Genomic DNA, 18721 nt, shown 5'->3' on the forward strand with positions numbered 1-18721 from the left:
TGACAGATTAGCGGGTCTTTTCGGTTTGAAAGCGGCGTTCAAGGAGGCTGACGAGACGGACCATCGGCCAGAGAAAGATGAGATAGACCAGCGCCGCGCCGATCAGCGGTGAAGGATTGGCATAGAGCGATTGCGCGTTGGTCGCTTCTTTCAGCAGTTCGGGCAGCGCCACGGTGGAAGCGAGCGAAGTATCCTTGAACATCGAAACGCAATTGCTGGTCATTGGCGGAATGACGACGCGGATCGCCTGCGGCAGCACTACCTTGCGCAAGGTCAGCAAGAACGGCAGGCCGAGCGCCTGCGCCGCCTCGAACTGGCCGCGCGGAATGCTCTCTATACCGGAGCGGAACACCTCGGCCGAATAGGCCGCCATGATGATGGCGAAGGCCATCACCGCGGACGTCCACGATGACAGGCGAATGCCGAGGAACGGCAGCGCATAGTAGATCAGGATCAGCACGACCAGCACCGGCATCGCCCGGAAAATGTCAATGTAGCCGACAGCCAGCAGCCGAAGCGGCTTTGACGCATAGAGCCGCACCAGGCTGATCGCGAGGCCGACGGGAATACCGATGCCGATGCTCATGATTCCGAGCAGCAGGGTGTTCAGGAAGCCGCGCAACAGCGCCGGCAGGCTGGAGACCATGACGTCGGCGTTGAAGAAGGTGTCCAGCAGCGACATCGCAGCATTTCCGAAACGTTTGGCGTCCCGCGACGCTCGAGCCCGAGCCCGAAATCCGAAATCGTGCCGGCATCGAAGCCGGCACGATATTTAAGCGTGAACTGCCGCTCAGGCCTTCGGCATAGGAATTTCCTTGACGGTCGAGGAATCAGCAGGTGCGTCGCTGCCGAACCACTTCTTGTGGATCGCGGCCAGCGTGCCGTCCTTCTTCATCGCGGTCAGCGCGTCGTTCAGCTTGCCGAGCAGCGGGTGGTCCTTGGTCATCATCAGACCGTACTGCTCGCCGGTCTTGATGCGCTCTTTTACGGCGAGATCCTTCATCCTGGTGAAAGAATATTCCAGGCCCGGAATATCGCTGACCGCCGCATCGACGCGGCCTGAGCTGAGATCGAGCAGCAAATTCTGCTGCGTGTCGTAGCCCTTGACGTCACTGAACCCGTCCGCTTCCTGGTGGGCCTTGACCCAGGCTTCGCCGGTCGAGCCGGACAGCACGCCGACGATCTTGCCCTTGAGGTCGGCCTCGGCCTTGATCGGGCTGTCGGCCTTCGCGGCGATGCCCATGTCGGAATCATAGTAGGGCTGCGTGAACGACTGAGACTTCAGCCGCTCCGGCGTGATGGTGATCGACGAGATGGCGACGTCGATGCGCTTCGAGGTGGTGGCGGCGAACAGCGCCTGGAAACCGAGATCGGCGATATCAGTGGTCATGCCGATACGCTTTGCCGCCTCATTGATGATGTCGACTTCGAAACCCTCGAACGTGCCGCTCTCGTTCTTGTATTCAAAAGGCGGATTGGTCGGATAGGCACCGACATTCAGCGTGCCTTCGGCGTAGGCCGGGCCGCCGGCGATGCCGATGGCGGCAGCAAGAAGCAGCAGGTTGCGACGGGTGAAGTTCATTCTCGTTCCCTCTGGTTATGATCGGACGGGTTTGGCCCCGCACGGTTTTGATGCGCCAAGTGACGGGACTGCCGGAAAGCCCTCCCGGCACGGCAGTCGCAAGACATTGGATGCTATCCAAAGTACCGCGCTTTTCAAGGCGAAAGTTTTAAGCTTAAAAAATTGCCACGTGTTGCCGTCACTCCGGAATAACCGCCGTGGCCTGGATCTCAACCTTGGCGCGATCCTCGACCAGCGCCATCACCTGCATGGCGGCCATCGCCGGGAAATGCCGGCCGATCACCTCGCGATAGACCTCGCCGATCCCCTTGAGATTGGCCAAATATTCCGCCTTGTCGGTAAAGTACCAGGTCATCGAGGTGATATGTTCCGGCTTGGCGTCGGCCTCGGCGAGCACAGCAACAATATTGGCCAGCGTCTGCCGCACCTGGCCGACAAGATCATCGGTCTCGAAGCGGCCCTGTCCGTTCCAGCCGACCTGCCCGCCGACGAAGACAAGCTGCCCACGCGCGGCGACGCCATTGGCGTAGCCGACGGGTTTCGCCCAGCCTTCCGGCTGCAGGATGGTGTGCATGTCAAAACCTCCCAATGCTCAAATCCGGTCGCTCAAAACTCGAAGACAATAATTTGACGCAAACTCCCGTCTCAGGCCGCTCCCATCACTTGCCGTGCAATCACCACCTTCTGCACATCGGACGCTCCCTCGTAGATGCGCAGCGCCCGGATCTCGCGATACAGGCTTTCGACGATATGGCCCTTGCGGACGCCGTCGCCGCCATGCAGCTGCACAGCCCTGTCGATCACCTCCTGCGCTTTGTCGGTAGCGAACAGCTTGGCCATGGCGGCTTCGCGGGTAACCCGAGCCGCGCCCATGTCCTTGGTCCAGGCGGCACGATAGACCAGCAACGCGGCGGCATCGACATCCAGCGCCATGTCGGCGATGTGGCCCTGCACCATCTGCAGCTCGGCCATCGGCGCACCGAACAGCCTGCGCTCGGCCACTCTTGTGATGCTTTCGTCCAGCGCGCGCCGGGCAAAGCCGAGCGCCGCTGCGCCGACGGTCGAACGGAACACGTCGAGCACGGACATCGCGATGCGAAAACCGTCACCGGGTTTGCCGATCAGCGCCGAGGCTGGAATGCGTGCATTGTCGAAGGACAGCCGGGCGAGCGGGTGCGGCGCGATCACCTCCAGCCGCTCGGCAACGATCAGCCCCTCGGTTTCGGAAGGCACGACAAAGGCGGAAAGCCCCTTGGCGCCGGGCGCTTCGCCGGTGCGGGCAAAGACAACATAAAAGTCAGCGATACCGCCGTTGGAGATCCAGGTCTTTTCGCCGGATAGGAGATAGCTGTCGCCGTCACGCATGGCCGTCATTTCCATATTGGCGACGTCCGAGCCCGAGCGCGGCTCCGACAGCGCGAAAGCCGAAATCGCCTTGCCGGCCCGTGTCTTCGCCAGCCAGCTCTGCTGGTCGGGCGAGCCGAACAGGCTGAGCGCGCCGGTGCCGAGCCCTTGCATCGCGAAGGCGAAATCGGCCAGCCCATCATGCCGGGCCAGCGTCTCGCGCGTGAGGCAGAGCGTGCGCACGTCGAGCGGCGAGGGGTTTTCGGTGTCGAGCGCCGTCGGCTTCAGCCAGCCGTCCTGGCCGAGCTTGGCCACCAGCTCGCGGCAGGCCGCGTCGACATCGTGATGCGCGACCGGCAGGTTCTTGGCGCACCATGCCTCCAGCCGCTCCGCCAGATCGCGGTGGCGATCCTCGAAGAACGGCCAGGAGAGGAAGGAACGGTCAGGCATTGCTGCCTCCACAATTCTCCGGCCCTGGCGCTCCACGGCGCCCCCCTCTGTCCTGCTGGACATCTCTAGGGGGGAGATTGGCGGCTTCGCTGCCACGGCTCTCCCTGCGATGTTGGAGATTGGCGAAAGCGGGCCTGATATCCAATCTCCCCCCTTGAGGGGGAGATGGCCGGCAGGCCAGAGGGGGGTGCTGTCCCGCCAGCGTGGAAGCGATCATCTCAATTTCCCTCGAACACCGGCTTCTCCTTGGCCACGAAAGCCGTGTACGCCCGCTCGAAATCGCGGGTCTGCATGCAGATCGCCTGCGCCTGCGCTTCCGCTTCGATCGCCTGGTCGAGACCCATCGACCATTCCTGGTTCAGCTGCGTCTTGGTCATGCCATGGGCGAAGGTCGGGCCGGAAACGATGCGCGCGGCCATGTCGAGCGCGTCGGCCTCAAGCGTTGCGGTATCGACCAGCCGGTTGTAGAAGCCCCAGCGCTCGCCTTCCTCGGCACTCATCGTGCGGCCGGTATAGAGCAGCTCGGCGGCGCGGCCCTGGCCAATGATGCGCGGCAGGATCGCGCAGGCCCCCATGTCGCAGCCGGCAAGGCCGACGCGGGTGAACAGGAATGCTGTCTTGGCCTGGGGCGTGGCGATGCGGATATCGGAGGCCATGGCGATTATCGCGCCGGCGCCGACCGCCACGCCATCGACCGCCGCAATAATCGGCTTGGCGCAATTCAGCATCGCCTTGACGAAATCGCCCGTCATGCGGGTGAAGGCGAGCAGCGCCTTCATGTCCATCTTGACCAGTGGGCCGATGATTTCGTGGACATCGCCGCCCGAGCAGAAATTGCCGCCATTGGGCAGGACCACCACAGCATCGACATCATCGGCGTAGACAAGGTCGCGAAATATGTCGCGCAATTCGGCATAACTGTCGAAAGTCAGCGGGTTCTTGCGCTCCGGTCGATCGAGCCGGATCTTTGCGATCTTGCCTTCGACCTGCCAGTGGAAATGCTTCGGCTTGCGGCCGGCCAGCTTCGTCATTCCCGTCCCTCCCAATTGCTGCGGAAGGAGGTCAGCATGCCGGTCAGCCGGCGCGCCTCATCCTCGCTCACATTGCCCAGCAACTCGCCGACCCATTTCTCATGCGCGGCGGCGATCACGGCGAAAATCTTCGATCCCTCTTCCGTCAGCCGCACCATCGAGGTGCGGCGGTCGCCATTGCGTCGGGCCCGCATCACCAACCCTTCCGAGACCAGCCGGTCGATGATGCCGGTGACATTGCCGTTGGACACCAGCAGGAAGCGCGAAAGATCGCTCATCAGCATGCCCTCCGGCGCGCGGTAGAGCGCGGCCATCACGTCGAAGCGCGGCAGCGTTGTGTTGAACTCTTGCCGCAGTCGTTCGCGCAGCTCGGCCTCGATGGTGCGCGAGGCGCGCAGCAGGCGTATCCACAGCCGCAGGCGGTCCTTGCCGGGTCCGGACGGGGCGGGCAGGGGACCGGCTACCATGTCTCACCTCCGGAGATCGAAATCGTCTGTCCGGTAATCGACCGGGCGGCGTCGCCACACAGATAAAGTACCGCGGCCGCAATTTCTTCCGGCTGGATGAAGCGGCCTTGCGGGTTGGTCGCGGCTAGGCTCGTCCGTGCCTGCTCGGACGAACGGCCGGTCGTTTGGACGATGCGTTGGACGGTGCTCTCCAGCATCTCGGTTTCGACAAACCCTGGGCACACGGCATTCACTGTTATGCCGGACTTGGCGGTCTCGACGGCGAGTGCCCGCATCAGGCCGACGACGCCATGCTTGGCGGCAACGTAAGCTGCGACATAGGGATAGCCTTTCAGTCCGGCGGTGGAAGCGACGAAGATGATACGGCCAGTCTTGCGCACTGCCATGCCGGCCAACGCCGGCTTCACCGTCAGGAACGCACCGGTCAAGTTGACGTCGAGCGTGCGCTGCCAGTCTGCCAGCGAGGTCCGCTGCGCCGGGGCACTGCCGGACATGCCGGCATTGGCAACGACGATGTCGAACGCTCCGCGTGCCGCTTCCGCGGCCTCGTAGAGCGACGCCATCGACGTCTCGTCGGTGACGTCGGCGGCAATGGCGAAGATGGACTTGTTCTCCGCGGCGACCTCGGCAAGCGGCTCCACGCGCCGGCCGCAGATGGTCACGTTAACGCCCGCGCCGGCCAGCGCCAGCGCGATCGCGCGGCCGACGCCGGAGCCGCCGCCGGTGACCAGCGCATGACGCCGCGAAATCGTCACCGCGGCACTCATACTTTCAACCCCGCTGCCGCTTCGCGTTCGGCCACCCGGTAGAGCTGGTCGCGGCCGGGCAGATAGGGATCCGGCCATTTGACGCCGCGATCGCCAAGCGTGACGGCCGCGTGCAGCGTCCAGTAGGGATCGGCAAGATGCGGCCTAGCCAGCGCGACGAGATCGGCACGGCCCGCCATCAGGATCGAGTTGACGTGGTCCGGCTCATAGATATTGCCGACCGCCATCGTCGCCATGCCGACCTCGTTGCGGATGCGATCGGAAAACGGCGTCTGGAACATGCGGCCATAGACCGGTCTTGCCACGGCCGACGTCTGGCCGGCCGATACGTCGCAGATGTCTACGCCGGCCTCATGCAGCAGCCGCGCGATCTCTACGGCATCGGCCGGCGTCACGCCTTCGATGCCCAGCCAGTCATTGGCGGAGATGCGCATCGAGATCGGCTTCTCGGCCGGCCACGCGGCGCGCACCGCATGAAAGATTTCCAAGGGGTAGCGCATGCGGTTTTCCAGCGAGCCGCCATAGGAGTCGGTGCGCCGGTTGGTCAAGGGCGTGATGAATGAGGACAGGAGATAGCCGTGCGCGGCGTGGATTTCGAGCATGTCGAAGCCGCAGCGCGCCGCCATCTCGGCCGAAGCGACAAACTGGTCGCGCACCATATCCATGTCGGCGCGGTCCATCGCCTTCGGCACCTGGTTTTCCCGCGACCACGGCACGGAAGATGCTGCCATGACGGGCCAATTGCCTGAGGGCAGCGGCACGTCGGTTCCCTGCCAGCCGAGCCTGGTCGACCCCTTTGCACCGGAATGGCCGATCTGGGCGCAGATCTTGGCCTCGGTTTCGGCATGGACGAACTCGACCAGCCGCTTCCAGGCGACCTCATGCTCGGGCGCATAGAAACCGGGGCAGCCAGGCGTGATGCGGCCCTCCGCGCTGACGCACGTCATCTCGATGTAGAGGAGACCGGCGCCGCCCTTGGCCCGTTCGGCGTAATGGGCGAAATGCCAATCGGTCGGACAGCCGTCGACCGCTTTGTACTGCGCCATCGGTGAGACGACGACGCGGTTCTGCAGCCCCATGCCGCGCAGCCGGAACGGCGCGAACATCGGCGCGCGACGCAGATTGTTGCCCCCGGCGCCGGCCTGGCGCTGGAACCACTCCTCGGCGCCGGCCAGCCATTCGGCATCGCGCAGCCGTAAATTCTCGTGACTGATGCGTTGCGAACGCGTCAGCAGCGAATAGTTGAACTGCACCGGATCGAGGCCGAGATAGCGCTCGACCTCCTCGAACCATTCGAGCGAATTGCGCGCCGCCGACTGCAGCTTCAGCACTTCGGTGCGGCGGGCGTCCTCATATTTGCTAAAGGCGGCCTCGAGGTCTGGCTCGGACTCGACATAGTCGGCCAGCGCCACCGCGCTTTCCAGCGCCAGCTTGGTGCCGGAACCGATCGAGAAATGCGCGCTCGCCGCCGCGTCGCCCATCAGCGCCAGGTTCTTGTAGGACCAGCGTTCGCACAAGACGCGCGGGAAATTGATCCACGCCGAGCCGCGGATATGATTGGCGTTGGTCATCAGCGCGTGGCCGCCGAGATGACGGGCAAAGATGCGCTCGCAGACGGCAATCGATTCCTGCTGCGACATCGCGCCGAAGCCGAAGCGCTGCCAGGTCTGCTCGCTGCATTCGACGATGAAGGTCGCGGTATCGCTGTCGAACTGGTAGGCATGCGCCCACACCCAGCCATGCTCGGTCTTTTCGAAGATGAAGGTGAAGGCGTCGTCGAATTTCTGGTGGGTGCCGAGCCAGACGAACTTGCATCTACGAATGTCGATATCGGGCTTGAACACGTCGACGAAGGCGCCCCGCGCTTTCGAGTTCAACCCGTCGGCGGCGACAACCAGCTCGTGCGTCTCCATATATGGCTTGGGATCGGCGATGTCGGTTTCGAAGACCAGCTTGACGCCGAGTTCGCGCGCCCGCCGCTGCAGCAACGTGAGCAGCCGCTTGCGGCCAATGCCGCAAAAGCCGTGACCGGTCGAGACCGTGCGCACGCCGTCATGGATGACGGCGATATCGTCCCAATAGGCGAAATGCTTGCGGATCCAGACGGCGCTGACCGGGTCGTTTTTGGTCAGGTTCTCCAGCGTTTCGGCCGACAGCACGACGCCCCAGCCAAACGTATCATCGGCACGGTTGCGCTCGAACACCGTGACCTCATGCGCGGCATCCCTGAGCTTCAGCGAGATGGCAAAGTAGAGCCCGGCTGGTCCGCCGCCGAGAACCGCAACTTTCATCGTGCGATCTCCTCTTCGCTTCTGTTTGTCGAGTTTATGCCTGGGACGGATTAATTCAAGCTTGAAGTTTCAGGATTGAAACAATCCGCCCCAGAAACCCAGCTTGCCGGCAGTCGGCTTGCGCAGGCCAGGGACGCCCCGGGCTATTTTTCCGGGTTCTTCGGGCTCCACAGCACCGTCTCCGCATCTTTTTCATAGGCCATGCCATTGGGATAGCTGATCGCTTCCAACTGCAAGCCCCAGGGCGCCTGGAAGTAGAGGATGGTCTGGCCGGCGGCCGGGCCTTCGGAAACCGGCAGCGGCCCCATCCGCGTCTTGACGCCCTTGCCGTCAAGATAAGCTTTTGCGGCGGCGATGTCGTCGACATAGAAGGCGATATGGAAGCCGCCTATGTCGCTGTTGCGAGGCGTCAGGTCCTTCTGGTCCGGCGCGGTGTATTTGAACAGCTCGATGTTCGACCCGTGTCCGCAGCGGACCAGGATGATCTCCTCGATCACCGCCTTGGGATCGACGCCCAGCAGATCCTGCATGAATGTGCCCTTGTCGTCGGCGAACGGGCCGAACGACATCGCCTTCTTGCAGCCAACCACCTCGGTGAAGAAATCGACCGCCTGCTCCATGTCGGGGACGGTGACGCCGGTGTGGTCGTGGCCACGCATGCCGGGAATGGAACTGGCGTAAGCCGTGCCGATGCCTCCCAGCACGGTGGCGGTGAGCACTGCGTAGCGGATTGCATTCTTCATGTCAGTCATCCTCCATCGCGGGACATTTTGCCGGGTGCACGCCTGAGGCCCCCTCTTTAGCGTGCGAATAGGATTGTGTTTCATGCCGGCGCCTTTGCGGCGGGAAGTAGCCAGGCATCATCGATCTCGGGCAGCGGAATGGCGGCGAGCAGATCGCGCGTGTAGCCCTGCTGCGGCTGCTCGAACAAAGCGTCGGTCGCGCTGGCTTCGACGATCGCGCCTTCGCGCATGACGATCACTTGCCGGCAGAGCCGCCGGATCACCGACAGGTCATGGCTGATGAAGGCAACGGTCAGGCCCATTCCGGCGGCGAGTTTTTCCAGCAGCGTCAGGATCTGTGCCTGCGTCGACACATCGAGGCCTGAGACGATTTCGTCGGCCAGCACGAATTTCGGCGACAGCGCCAGCGCGCGGGCAATGCCGCCGCGCTGGCGCTGGCCGCCCGACAATTCATGACGATAGCGGCTGGCGAAGCCTTGCGGCAGGCCGACGCGCTGAAGCGCCTCCGCGACACGATCCCTGAGGTTGTCGCCAAGCCCGTTCTGCTTGAGCGGTGCTGCGATGATGCTGAAGATGGTGCGGCGCGGGTTGAGCGACGACATCGGATCCTGGAAGATCATCTGCAGATTGCGGCGCAGCGGCCGGAGCTCGGCCTCAGGCAGATGTGTGATGTCGCGGCCGTCGAAGATGACCTTGCCGGCGCTCGGCTCCAGAAGCCGCACCAACGCGCGGCCAAGCGTCGATTTGCCGGAGCCGGATTCGCCGACGATGCCGGTCACCGATCCCCTTGGCAGGTCGAAATCCAGCCCTTTCAGGATCTCGGCCAGCGGCGCCCGGCCAATCAGCGGCTTGCGCGTCATATCGGGCAACGCAACCTTCAACCCGCGCACGGAAAACAGCGGCTCAGCCATGCGGCCGACTCCAGGCCTGGTCGGCGGCGGCGATCTCCGAAGCAAGCCCGGCCAGCACCGCCTCGTCCACCGGCTTCAGCGAGGCGAAGGGGTCGGTGTAGTGTGGCGTCGCGGCCATCAGAGCTCGCGTGTAGGGGTGCTGCGGGGCAGCGAAGAGAGCAGCCGTCTCGGCCTCCTCCACCACCTTGCCGGCATAGAGCACCGAAACTTTCTGGCTGATCTTGGCGACGACGCCGAGATCATGGGTGACGAACAGGATCGCCGTGCCGTGCTCGCGCTGCAGCTGCGCGATCAGCCGCAGGATCTGCTTCTGCACGGTCACGTCGAGCGCCGTAGTCGGCTCGTCGGCGACGATCAGCCTTGGTTCGGCCGCAAACGCCGCGGCGATCAGCACGCGCTGGCGCATGCCGCCGGACAGCTCGTGCGGATAGCATTTGAGGACACGCTCGGGGTCGCGGATCTGCACCTCGTCCAGCAATTGGCGAATGCGTGTATCGGCCTTCTCACCGCTCCAGCCGAGGATGCGCACCAGCCGGTCGGTCATCTGCGGGCCGATTCGCCGTGACGGGTTGAGCGCGGTCAGCGGATCCTGCGGGATCAGCGCGGTGCGCGCGCCGATCAGCGTGCGCCGCGCCTTGGGCTGCAGCTTGCCGAGGTCTTCGCCCTCAAGCAGCATGTCGCCTTCGACAATGCGCACGCTCGGCGGCAGCACGCCGAGCACCGCCTTGCCGATCATCGTCTTGCCGGCGCCGCTCTCGCCGACCAGCGCGCGCACCTCGCCGGGCTCGACGGCGAACGACACCGAGCGCAGCACGCGCAAGCCATTAGGCAGCACCGCGCTAAGGCTGCGGATGTCGAGGCAGGGTTTCGCCAGCGCGTTCATCGCAGCACCGGATCGAAACGTGCCCTGAGGCCCTCGCCAAACTGGCTGAACGACAGCACCGTCAGGATCAGCGTCACCAGCGGGAACACCAGCACCCACCAGGCCTGATGGATCGACAGGCGACCCTCGGCGATGATGCCGCCCCAGGTCGGGTCGTCGGTCGAGATCGACAGATTGACGAAGGACAGGATCGCCTCGACGATGACGGCAATGCCCATCTCCAGCGACAGCAGCGCGACGATCGACGGCACCACATTGGGCAGCACTTCGCGCAGCATGATGCCGATGCGGCCGTAGCCTGCGATGCGGGCGTTCTCGACATAGTCCATGCGCGACTGGCCCATCGTCTCGGCGCGGATCACCCGGCAGAAGCGCGTCCAGTCGATGACGGCAATGGCAATGATAACCGAGCTCAAGCCGGTGCCGAGCACGGCGACCAGAAGGATGGCAAACAGCACCGGCGGAAACGCCATCCAGACATCGACGATACGTGAGATGATGCGGTCGGCCCAGCCGCCGAAATAGCCGGCGATCAGGCCGAGCGTCGAGCCGACCAGGCAGGCGGCAAAAGCTGCCGCGAAGGCGACGATGAAGGCGATACGGGCACCGAAGATCAGCCGTGACAGAAGATCGCGGCCGAGGCTGTCGGTGCCGAGCCAGTAGCCGGGCTCGGCGCCATCAATCCAGAAAGGCGGCAGCCGCTCCAGCATCAAATCCTGCGCCAGCGGGTCCTGCGGTGCGACCAACGGCGCAAAAATCGCGGCCAGCAGCGCAATCAGCAGCCAGCCGCCGGCCAGCCACAGGCGTGCCCGCGAGCCATGTCTCGAAATGCGGGCCTCATCCATGGCGCAGCCTCGGATTGAGCAGGGCGTACATCATGTCGACGGCAAGGTTGATCAGCACGAACAGCAGCGCGAACACCAGCACGATGCCCTGGATCAGCGGCAGGTCGCGGTTGATGACGGCATCGATCGCCATGTTGCCGAGACCTTCATAGGAAAACAGTCGTTCGACGATGACCGTGCCGCCGATGAGGAAGGTGAACTGCACGCCGACCAGCGTCAGCGTCGGCAGGGCCGCGTTCTTCAGCGCCTCGCGCAGGATGACCTGCGTTTCCGAAAAGCCCTTTACCCGCGCCAGCACGACGTAGTCGAGGTCGAGCACTTCCTTCAGCGACTGTTTCAGCAGCTGCGAGATGATCGCGGCCAGTGGCAGCGCCAGCGCAATCGCCGGCATCAGCATGTGTGCCAGCAGGTCCCTGGTCAGGTCAAAGCGCAGCCGTACGATGCTTTCGAACAGATAGAATTGCGTGGCGAAGGGCAGGTCGAGCTGCGGCGACACCCGGCCAGAAATGTCGAAGATAGGCACCAGCACGCCAAACAGAAGGATCAGCACCAGGCCCCATAGGAAATCGGGAATCGAGAGTGCCGCACCGCTGGCAATGTCGATGCCGGCTTCGACCGCGGTGCCGCGTTCGCGCGCGCCGAGGATCGCCGTCGTGCCGCCGATCGCCAGTGCCATTACAAGCGCGACGATGGCGAGTTCCAGCGTCGCCGGGAGGCGATTGAAGACCAGCCCAAGCACGTCCTGCCGCAGTGAGATCGACGTGCCGAAATCGCCCCTGACGACACCGGCCAGCCAGATGAAGAATTGCTGGACGATGGTCTTGTCCAGCCCGTAAAGCGCGCGCAGCCGAGCGATGTCGGCATCGGTCGCGCCGGGCGGCAGCATCATCGCGATCGGGTCGCCCGGCGCGACACGGATGACGATGAAGACGACGATCGCCACGCCGAACAGCGTGATCGCCATGGTCAGAAGACGGATCAGGAATCTTTGCAGCAGCATGGTCGCCTGTATGCCTGGCGGAAAAGGCGCGCCGTGGTTGCAGACGGCGCGCGTTAGTCCTGGGCTGATCTCAGGCCGGGCTCATCAGCGCCGGCAACAGCGCGCCGGACACATGCTGCACCACATTGACGCCCTTGGCATGCACGATCGGCTGCGCATACTGGATCAGCGGCAGCACATAGGCCTGTTCGGCGATATATTTGTCGACGGCCTTCCAGCCGGCAATGCGCTTGGCCTCGTCCTTCTCGCCCCATAGCGGGTTGATCATGTCGATCAGGTCCTGGCTGTCCCACACCGAATGCGGGCTCGGGCCATACATGGCAAAGCCGGTCGACGTGGTGGGATCGCCGATGGCATTGCCCCAATTGTAGAAGGCCGCCGGCGCCAGCTTGTCGGCGGCGCGCAGCTCGTAGTGCTTGGCGATCTCGTAGACCTCGATCGTCGCCTCGATGCCGACCTTGCGCCACATGCCGACGATCGCCTGGATCATCTCGTAATCCTTGGGCTTGAAGCCCTTCGTCGTCTGTATCGTGAACTTGACCGGCTTTTCCGGCGAATAGCCGGAGGCGGCCAGCAGTTCCTTGGCCTTGTCCGGATTGTGCTCCACCTTGATCGACGCATCGTAGGCCGCGTATTCCGGCGTCTCCAGCGTATCGATGGGCTGGCCGTAACCGCGCAGCAGCCGGTCGACCAAAAGCTTTTTGTCGACCGCCATCACCGCCGCCTGGCGCACGTTCTTGTCCAGCATCACGTCGATGTCGTTGAAGAAGATCATGCCGATGTCGGAAACGTTCTTGCATGAGCCGGCAAGTCCATCCTTGGCGATCAGGCGGTCATACTCCTCATAGGGGATTTCCAGCGTCACCTGCGAGGAACCGGACTCGATCTCGGCGACGCGGCTCGCCGCATCGGTAACGAACTTGATGGTTACGTTCTCGAAGGCCGGCTTGCTGCCCCAGTAGTTCGGGTTGGCCTTGAGCCGCAGGAAGGCGTTGCGCTCGAATTTGTCGACCATATAGGGCCCGGTGCCGATCGGGGCTTTCTCAAAACCCTCGGCGCCGACCTTTTCGTAATAGGCCTTCGGCATGATGTAGCCGGTCAGGAACGACATCCACTTGAAATACACCGGGTCGAATTGCACGACGTCGCCGGTGATCTTGTTGCCGTCGATCTTGAAGTTGTTGACGTTCTTCCAGACGAACTGGATCGGGTTGCCGGTCTTTTCATCGCCCGCCCGCTGCAGCGACCAGACCACGTCTTCGGCCGTGAATGGCGAGCCGTCATGCCAGGTGACGCCCTCGCGCACCGTCATCATGATCTTGCTGCGACCCTCGTTCCAGCCCCATTCGGTGAGCAGGCCGGGCGCGAAAGAAAGATCCGGCTTCTGCGGGATGAACTGGTCGAACACCGACTGGTAGAGACCCTGGATGGTCGGGTTGACCGCCGAAGGCCCGGTGGTCGGATCCCAGGACGGCAAATTGACATTGTAGGCGATGGTCAGTTCGCCGGCAGCCTTGGCGATTTGCGGCAGGCCGAGCGACGTGGCGCCAAGTGCGGCCGCGCCATATCCGAGCAATTCTCGTCTGTTGATTGTCATGGTCGTTCCCCTGTTGCTTTTATGCGCGGTGTCGTTGTCAATCGGTGGGTTCAGGCTCCTTGGGCAACCGCGCCTTGTCCTCCTTCACCCTAGATGAAAAATGGAGCCTACCTCCCGCCAAGTTGTTGCGCGAGCATGAAGCCCGACGCCGCCCCGGTGCCGGCGCCGGGCCATGTTGCCGCCCCGGTCAGGTGCAGATTGCCGACCGGCGTGTTCCAGCCAGCGTAACCGCGCGCCGGCCGGAACAGGAAATTCTGCGCCAGATGATGGCTGCCGCAGATCTGGTCGCCGCCGACAAGGTTCGGGTTCTCGCGTTCGAGGTCGATGGGCGAGAACACGGCGCGGCCGAGGATCTTCCGACGAAGGCCGGGCGCATAGCGCTCGATAATGTCGAGGACGCGCTCGGCGTAGTGCTCCCTAGCCTCGTCCCAGTGAGCCACCGCGATCGTGCCCGCCGCATCGCCTGCAATCTCGGCTGGCAGCATGCGCACCTGCACCCAAAGTACGTGCTTGCCGTCCGGCGCGCGCGAGGGATCGACGGCCGTCGGCTGGCCGACGACCAGCACCGGTTCGTCCGGCAGCACCCCTGACATCGCCTGCTGATAGGTCCGGGACATGGCATCGAGCGACGGCGACAGATGCACATAGGCGAACTGCCGAAGCTCGGCACCGGCGCGCCAGTCCGGCAGGTCGTCGAGCGCCAGATGGATCATCAACGTCCCCGGCGCGTGGCGGAATTTTTTCACGGCCGTGTCGAAGCCGGTGTCGCCGGATCCGTTAGGCAACAGTTTCCCGGTCAGCGCCTTGGGCGCGACACCGGCGATGACGGCCTTGGTGGCGGTGTGGGTCTCGCCGGAAGTGAGCCGCACGCCGGTCGCTTTGCCGGCCGAAACCGTGATCTCGGCGACATCAGCCCCAGTGACGATCTTGCCGCCGGCGGCCGTGAGCATGCCCGACAAAGCGCGGATAATCGTGTCGGCGCCGCCTCTGCCGAGCACCATGCCGAAGCACTGGTTGGCCATGGATTCGAGGTAAGGGAACACCGCGCCGCCGGCGATGTCAGGCGCGAAATCGAGATGCATGCCCCAGGTGGCCAGCGTCGCCCTGACATGCGGTGACTCGAAAGTATCCTCGAGCCAGGCGCGGGGTGACGAAAGCAGCAACCGACCTGTATCGAGCGCGCCGGCAAAACCCTTCTTGCGCCAGAGGTTCCAGGCGGTGCCGGCGAGCGCACGGCCGCTCATCGGCGAGCCCAGCACCCGGAACAGATGCTCGGCCTCCGCCGGGAATGCCGCAACCAGACGGCGCCATGTCTGTGCGTCGGCGTCGGAAAAAGCGGCCATGCGCGAGGCGGTCACTTCCAGGTCGCTGCTGACGCCGAACCAGCGACCGTCGGGGAAGGCGCTGGCAAAACAGTCGGCCACCGGCACGAATTCCAGCCCGTGGGTTTTCAATTCATTTGCATATTTCTTGTGAAAGGCCGAGCCGGCGAACAGGCTGAGATTCATCGCGCCAAAATCGTGCCGGAAGCCCGGAAGCGTCAATTCGCGCGTCTGAACGGCGCCGCCGATCGTTGCATTACGCTCGAAAACTGCGGTTTTCCAGCCTTTGAGCGCCAGATGCGCGGCGCATGCCAGACTGTTGTGGCCTGCCCCGACAAATATGGCGTCGAACTCGCTCACGCCCCGTCCCATTTCCTTTATGCTTAAAGATAATTGCAGATGCATATGTTTTCGTCTAGTAGGATATTAAGGGCCGCGAGAGCCTTCAGCACCATCGAGAAAGAGGGAACAGAGACCATGGACACACAACAACTTTTAGGCGAAGTCGCCGGCCAGCTGCTTTCAGGCGCCATTCAGGTGGTCGACCTGACGGCGCCGCTCGGGCCCGACACACCGCTGATCAAGCTGCCGCCGGAACTGGCGGTCGACACGCCGAAGATCGAGATCCACGCCATCTCCGCCTATGACAAGAACGGTCCGTGGTGGGCGTGGAACTGGCTCAAGCTCGGGGAGCATTCGGGCACGCATTTCGACGCGCCCAACCACTGGATCACCGGCAAGGATTATCCGGACGGCGCCACCGACACCATTCCGGCGCAGAACTTCGTCGGACCCGTCAACGTCATCGACTGTTCCAAGCAAGCGGCAGCCGATCACGATTTCCTGCTCACCGTCGATCACATCAAGGCATGGGAAGCCGAACATGGCGCTATCAACCCCGGCGAGTGGGTGGTGATGCGCACCGACTGGTATAAGCGCAACGGCTCGGAAGCCGAGTTCCTCAACGCCAATGAGACCGGACCGCACACGCCTGGCCCGACCGCCGAAGCCATCCAGTATCTGATTAGCAAGGACATCAAGGGCTGGGGCAGCGAGACGATCGGCACGGATGCTGGAAAAGCAGGGGGAATGGAGCCGCCGTTCCCGGCGCATAGCCTGATGCACAAGGCTAACCGCTACGGTCTCGCCAGCCTTTGCAACCTCGACCGGCTGCCGCCGAAAGGCGCGATCCTGATCGCGGCGCCGCTCAAGATCGAGCACGGCACCGGCAGCCCGATCCGCGCGTTGGCGTTGGTGCCAAGGCAATAGGGTGGCTGCGGTCTTCGGGAGAAGATCATGTGCGGAAGTGGCACTGTGGTGACGGAGTGGGAGCGGCAGCCTTGCAAAGCTGCGGCTCTACGGCGCCGTAGAGCGCCAATCTCTGCTAGGAGCACGCATCGATGAGCGCTCCCGATCACATCGTCGTCGGCAGCGGCATCAACGCGCTGGTCTGCTCGGCGATGCTTGGCGGCAAGGGGGCGAAGGTGCTGGTGCTCGAGCGCAACGACCGCATCGGCGGCTGCATGCGCACCGAAGAAATCACCGCGCCCGGCTTCATCCACGACGTGATGGCGACGACCTTTGTCCTGTTCATCACCTCGCCGGCCTATGCGGCGCTGGGCAAGGATCTGGCGCGGCACGGCCTGGAGTTTTGCAACAGCTCCACGCCGACCGGTGTGCTGCGCCCGGACGGCAGCCATGCCGTCCTGCGCACCGACCGTATCGCCAATGTAGCGGCGATCAATGCGCTTGCCGCGGGCGACGGCGACCGGCACGCAAACGATGTCGGCGAGATCGAGCGCAACGCCGGTCTGCTGTTCGGACTGCTCGGTGGCAGCCTGTGGTCCTACCCGACGGCCAGGCTGCTGGCGGGTGAAGCCTGGCGGCGCGGCCCGCGTGGCCTTGCCGCCTTTCTCGGCAGCGCGCTGGTGCCGGCGCGCGGTTGGCTGGAAAGCACCTATCAGTCGGAAACCATGCGCGCGCTGTGGGCGCCCTGGGTGCTGCATGCCGGCCTCGGGCCTGAGGACGCGTTCTCCGGCCAGATCGCCAAGGTCATCGCCTTCGCGCTTGAGGCGGCCGGCGCGCCGATCGTCAAGGGCGGTGCCAGGAATCTGCTGGCCGCCTTCGAGGCCCTGATCAGGGAACGTGGCGGCGAAATCCGCACCGGCGCCGACGTCGCGGCTATTGTCCAAAGCGGAGGCCGCGCCGCCGGCGTGCGGCTGGCTTCGGGCGAAACGATCAACGTGAACAAGAGCGTCATCTGCTCGGTCACGCCGACCCAGCTCTACGAGCGGCTGCTCGGCGACGCGGCGCCGAAAGCAGACGTCGAGGCAGCGCAAAAATACCGCTACGGCAAGGGCAATTTCCAGATCCACTATGCCTTGGACAAGCCGCCGGCATGGCGCGGCGAGGGCCTGGACAAGGTCGCGCTGCTGCATCTGACGCCGGGGCTCGACGGCGTCTCGAAGGCCTGCAACGAAGCCGTGCGCGGCATGCTGCCGGAGGTGCCGACCATGTGCATCGGCCAGCCGCACGCGCTCGACCCATCGCGCTGCCCGGACGGCAAGGCGGTCCTGTGGCTGCAACTGCCCGAGGCGCCACGGCATATCAAGGGCGATGCCGCCGGCAAACTGCAAACACCGGCAGACGGTCGCTGGACCGAGGCGCTGCGCGAAGCCTATGCCGACCGCGCCGAAGCGATCCTTGCCAGCCATATCGATGGGTTCAAGGACAGCGTCATCGCACGCCGCGCCTGTTCGCCGGCCGACCTGGAAGCGATGAACATCAATCTGGTCGGCGGCGACCCCTATGGCGGTTCCTCGGCTATCGACCAGTCGTTTCTGTGGCGGCCGTTCAAGACGAGCCGCAATCACGCCACCGGGGTCAGGGGTCTCTACCACATCGGTGCCTCGACCCATCCGGGTGCTGGCTTGGGCGGCGGCTCCGGCTTTCTCCTGGCGGGGAGGCTGTGATGGAACAGAAGGTTGAAAAGCGCCAGCGCATCTCGACTTTGGGCCAGATCGGCCTGCAGCAATTCGCGCCCTATCTGATGAACCGCATCATGGGCCGCTACAACGCCACCTTGCGTGACAATTTCCGCAAGCAGGGCTTGACCATTCCGCAGGTGCGTACGCTGGCCGTGTTGTCGGTCACCGATGGCGTCACCGTCAACGATCTCTCGGTCTATACCGTCATCGAGCAGTCGACCTTGAGCCGCACGCTCGACACGCTGGAGGGGCAAGGGTTTGTGCGGCGCGAGCAGGGGGTCACCGACAGCCGTATCCGCCATGTGTTCCTGACCGACGATGGCCGCGCCGAGTTCGCGCGCGCCTGGCCGGCCATGCACGACGCTTTCGAGGCAATGTTCGACGATGTCGAGGATGCCGAATACGCGGCGCTGATCGCGACATTGCAGAAGATGCTGAAGAACATTCGCAAGCACGACATCTGATCTTACGCGCCGCCATCGGGGCGGTAACGGAAGGAGC

The 18721-nt window shown here is 64.0% G+C and carries 18 protein-coding genes; 3 read left to right on the forward strand and 15 right to left on the reverse strand.

Going from position 1 to position 18721, the window contains the following annotated elements:
* Nucleotides 1-7: 7 nt before the first annotated feature.
* The 15 genes from NKH59_RS20290 to NKH59_RS20360 form a co-directional block, all read right to left on the reverse strand.
* Entirely contained in the window at nucleotides 8-682 is a 675-nt protein-coding gene (locus tag NKH59_RS20290) for an amino acid ABC transporter permease (protein ID WP_353022853.1), read from the reverse strand.
* A 108-nt stretch (nucleotides 683-790) separates the two neighbouring features.
* Complete coding sequence (locus NKH59_RS20295) at nucleotides 791-1582, reverse strand: ABC transporter substrate-binding protein (RefSeq protein ID WP_352448543.1); 792 nt, start codon at nucleotides 1580-1582, stop codon at nucleotides 791-793.
* Between the two features lie 178 nt (nucleotides 1583-1760).
* Entirely contained in the window at nucleotides 1761-2156 is a 396-nt protein-coding gene (locus NKH59_RS20300; protein ID WP_023676831.1) for a RidA family protein, read from the reverse strand.
* A gap of 71 nt (nucleotides 2157-2227) precedes the next feature.
* Nucleotides 2228-3376: an acyl-CoA dehydrogenase family protein gene (locus NKH59_RS20305; RefSeq protein WP_353022855.1), complete on the reverse strand. Its 1149-nt coding sequence runs from the start codon at nucleotides 3374-3376 to the stop codon at nucleotides 2228-2230.
* Nucleotides 3377-3594: 218 nt separating this feature from the next.
* Nucleotides 3595-4407, reverse strand: a complete 813-nt coding sequence (locus NKH59_RS20310; RefSeq protein WP_353022857.1) for an enoyl-CoA hydratase family protein — start codon at nucleotides 4405-4407, stop codon at nucleotides 3595-3597.
* Entirely contained in the window at nucleotides 4404-4874 is a 471-nt protein-coding gene (locus NKH59_RS20315) for a MarR family winged helix-turn-helix transcriptional regulator (RefSeq protein ID WP_023676834.1), read from the reverse strand. The genes NKH59_RS20310 and NKH59_RS20315 overlap by 4 nt, the downstream gene beginning before the upstream one ends.
* Nucleotides 4868-5641 (reverse strand): SDR family NAD(P)-dependent oxidoreductase, encoded by a 774-nt coding sequence (locus NKH59_RS20320; RefSeq protein WP_353022859.1) that lies wholly within the window; start codon nucleotides 5639-5641, stop codon nucleotides 4868-4870. The genes NKH59_RS20315 and NKH59_RS20320 overlap by 7 nt, the downstream gene beginning before the upstream one ends.
* On the reverse strand, nucleotides 5638-7932 hold the full coding sequence (locus tag NKH59_RS20325) for a bifunctional salicylyl-CoA 5-hydroxylase/oxidoreductase (protein ID WP_353022861.1): 2295 nt from the start codon (nucleotides 7930-7932) through the stop codon (nucleotides 5638-5640). The genes NKH59_RS20320 and NKH59_RS20325 overlap by 4 nt, the downstream gene beginning before the upstream one ends.
* Before the next feature lie 143 nt (nucleotides 7933-8075).
* Nucleotides 8076-8675: a VOC family protein gene (locus tag NKH59_RS20330; RefSeq protein WP_353022863.1), complete on the reverse strand. Its 600-nt coding sequence runs from the start codon at nucleotides 8673-8675 to the stop codon at nucleotides 8076-8078.
* Between the two features lie 80 nt (nucleotides 8676-8755).
* Nucleotides 8756-9586 (reverse strand): ATP-binding cassette domain-containing protein, encoded by an 831-nt coding sequence (locus NKH59_RS20335; protein WP_353022865.1) that lies wholly within the window; start codon nucleotides 9584-9586, stop codon nucleotides 8756-8758.
* Nucleotides 9579-10469, reverse strand: a complete 891-nt coding sequence (locus NKH59_RS20340; protein ID WP_353022867.1) for an ABC transporter ATP-binding protein — start codon at nucleotides 10467-10469, stop codon at nucleotides 9579-9581. Before NKH59_RS20340 ends, NKH59_RS20335 begins: the two co-directional genes overlap by 8 nt.
* Complete coding sequence (locus NKH59_RS20345; protein WP_352540476.1) at nucleotides 10466-11314, reverse strand: ABC transporter permease; 849 nt, start codon at nucleotides 11312-11314, stop codon at nucleotides 10466-10468. The genes NKH59_RS20340 and NKH59_RS20345 overlap by 4 nt, the downstream gene beginning before the upstream one ends.
* The gene (locus NKH59_RS20350; RefSeq protein WP_352470014.1) at nucleotides 11307-12314 is read right to left on the reverse strand and encodes an ABC transporter permease; all 1008 of its coding nucleotides are present in this window, start codon (nucleotides 12312-12314) and stop codon (nucleotides 11307-11309) included. The genes NKH59_RS20345 and NKH59_RS20350 overlap by 8 nt, the downstream gene beginning before the upstream one ends.
* 70 nt (nucleotides 12315-12384) lie before the next feature.
* Nucleotides 12385-13911: an ABC transporter substrate-binding protein gene (locus tag NKH59_RS20355; RefSeq protein WP_353022868.1), complete on the reverse strand. Its 1527-nt coding sequence runs from the start codon at nucleotides 13909-13911 to the stop codon at nucleotides 12385-12387.
* Nucleotides 13912-14018: 107 nt separating this feature from the next.
* Nucleotides 14019-15593: a phytoene desaturase family protein gene (locus NKH59_RS20360; protein WP_353022869.1), complete on the reverse strand. Its 1575-nt coding sequence runs from the start codon at nucleotides 15591-15593 to the stop codon at nucleotides 14019-14021.
* 117 nt (nucleotides 15594-15710) lie between these two features.
* On the opposite strand from NKH59_RS20360, the gene NKH59_RS20365 reads away from it, so the two are divergent.
* From NKH59_RS20365 to NKH59_RS20375, 3 genes are all read left to right on the forward strand, one after another.
* The gene (locus NKH59_RS20365; RefSeq protein ID WP_352540480.1) at nucleotides 15711-16502 is read left to right on the forward strand and encodes a cyclase family protein; all 792 of its coding nucleotides are present in this window, start codon (nucleotides 15711-15713) and stop codon (nucleotides 16500-16502) included.
* Nucleotides 16503-16633: 131 nt separating this feature from the next.
* The gene (locus NKH59_RS20370) at nucleotides 16634-18205 is read left to right on the forward strand and encodes a phytoene desaturase family protein (protein WP_352501691.1); all 1572 of its coding nucleotides are present in this window, start codon (nucleotides 16634-16636) and stop codon (nucleotides 18203-18205) included.
* A complete protein-coding gene (locus NKH59_RS20375) occupies nucleotides 18205-18684 on the forward strand; it encodes a MarR family winged helix-turn-helix transcriptional regulator (protein ID WP_353022871.1) in 480 nt (159 codons plus the stop codon). The genes NKH59_RS20370 and NKH59_RS20375 overlap by 1 nt, the downstream gene beginning before the upstream one ends.
* The last annotated feature ends 37 nt before the right edge of the window (nucleotides 18685-18721 follow it).

This window comes from Mesorhizobium sp. M0998 (assembly GCF_040318885.1).
In the GTDB taxonomy this organism is placed as follows: domain Bacteria; phylum Pseudomonadota; class Alphaproteobacteria; order Rhizobiales; family Rhizobiaceae; genus Mesorhizobium.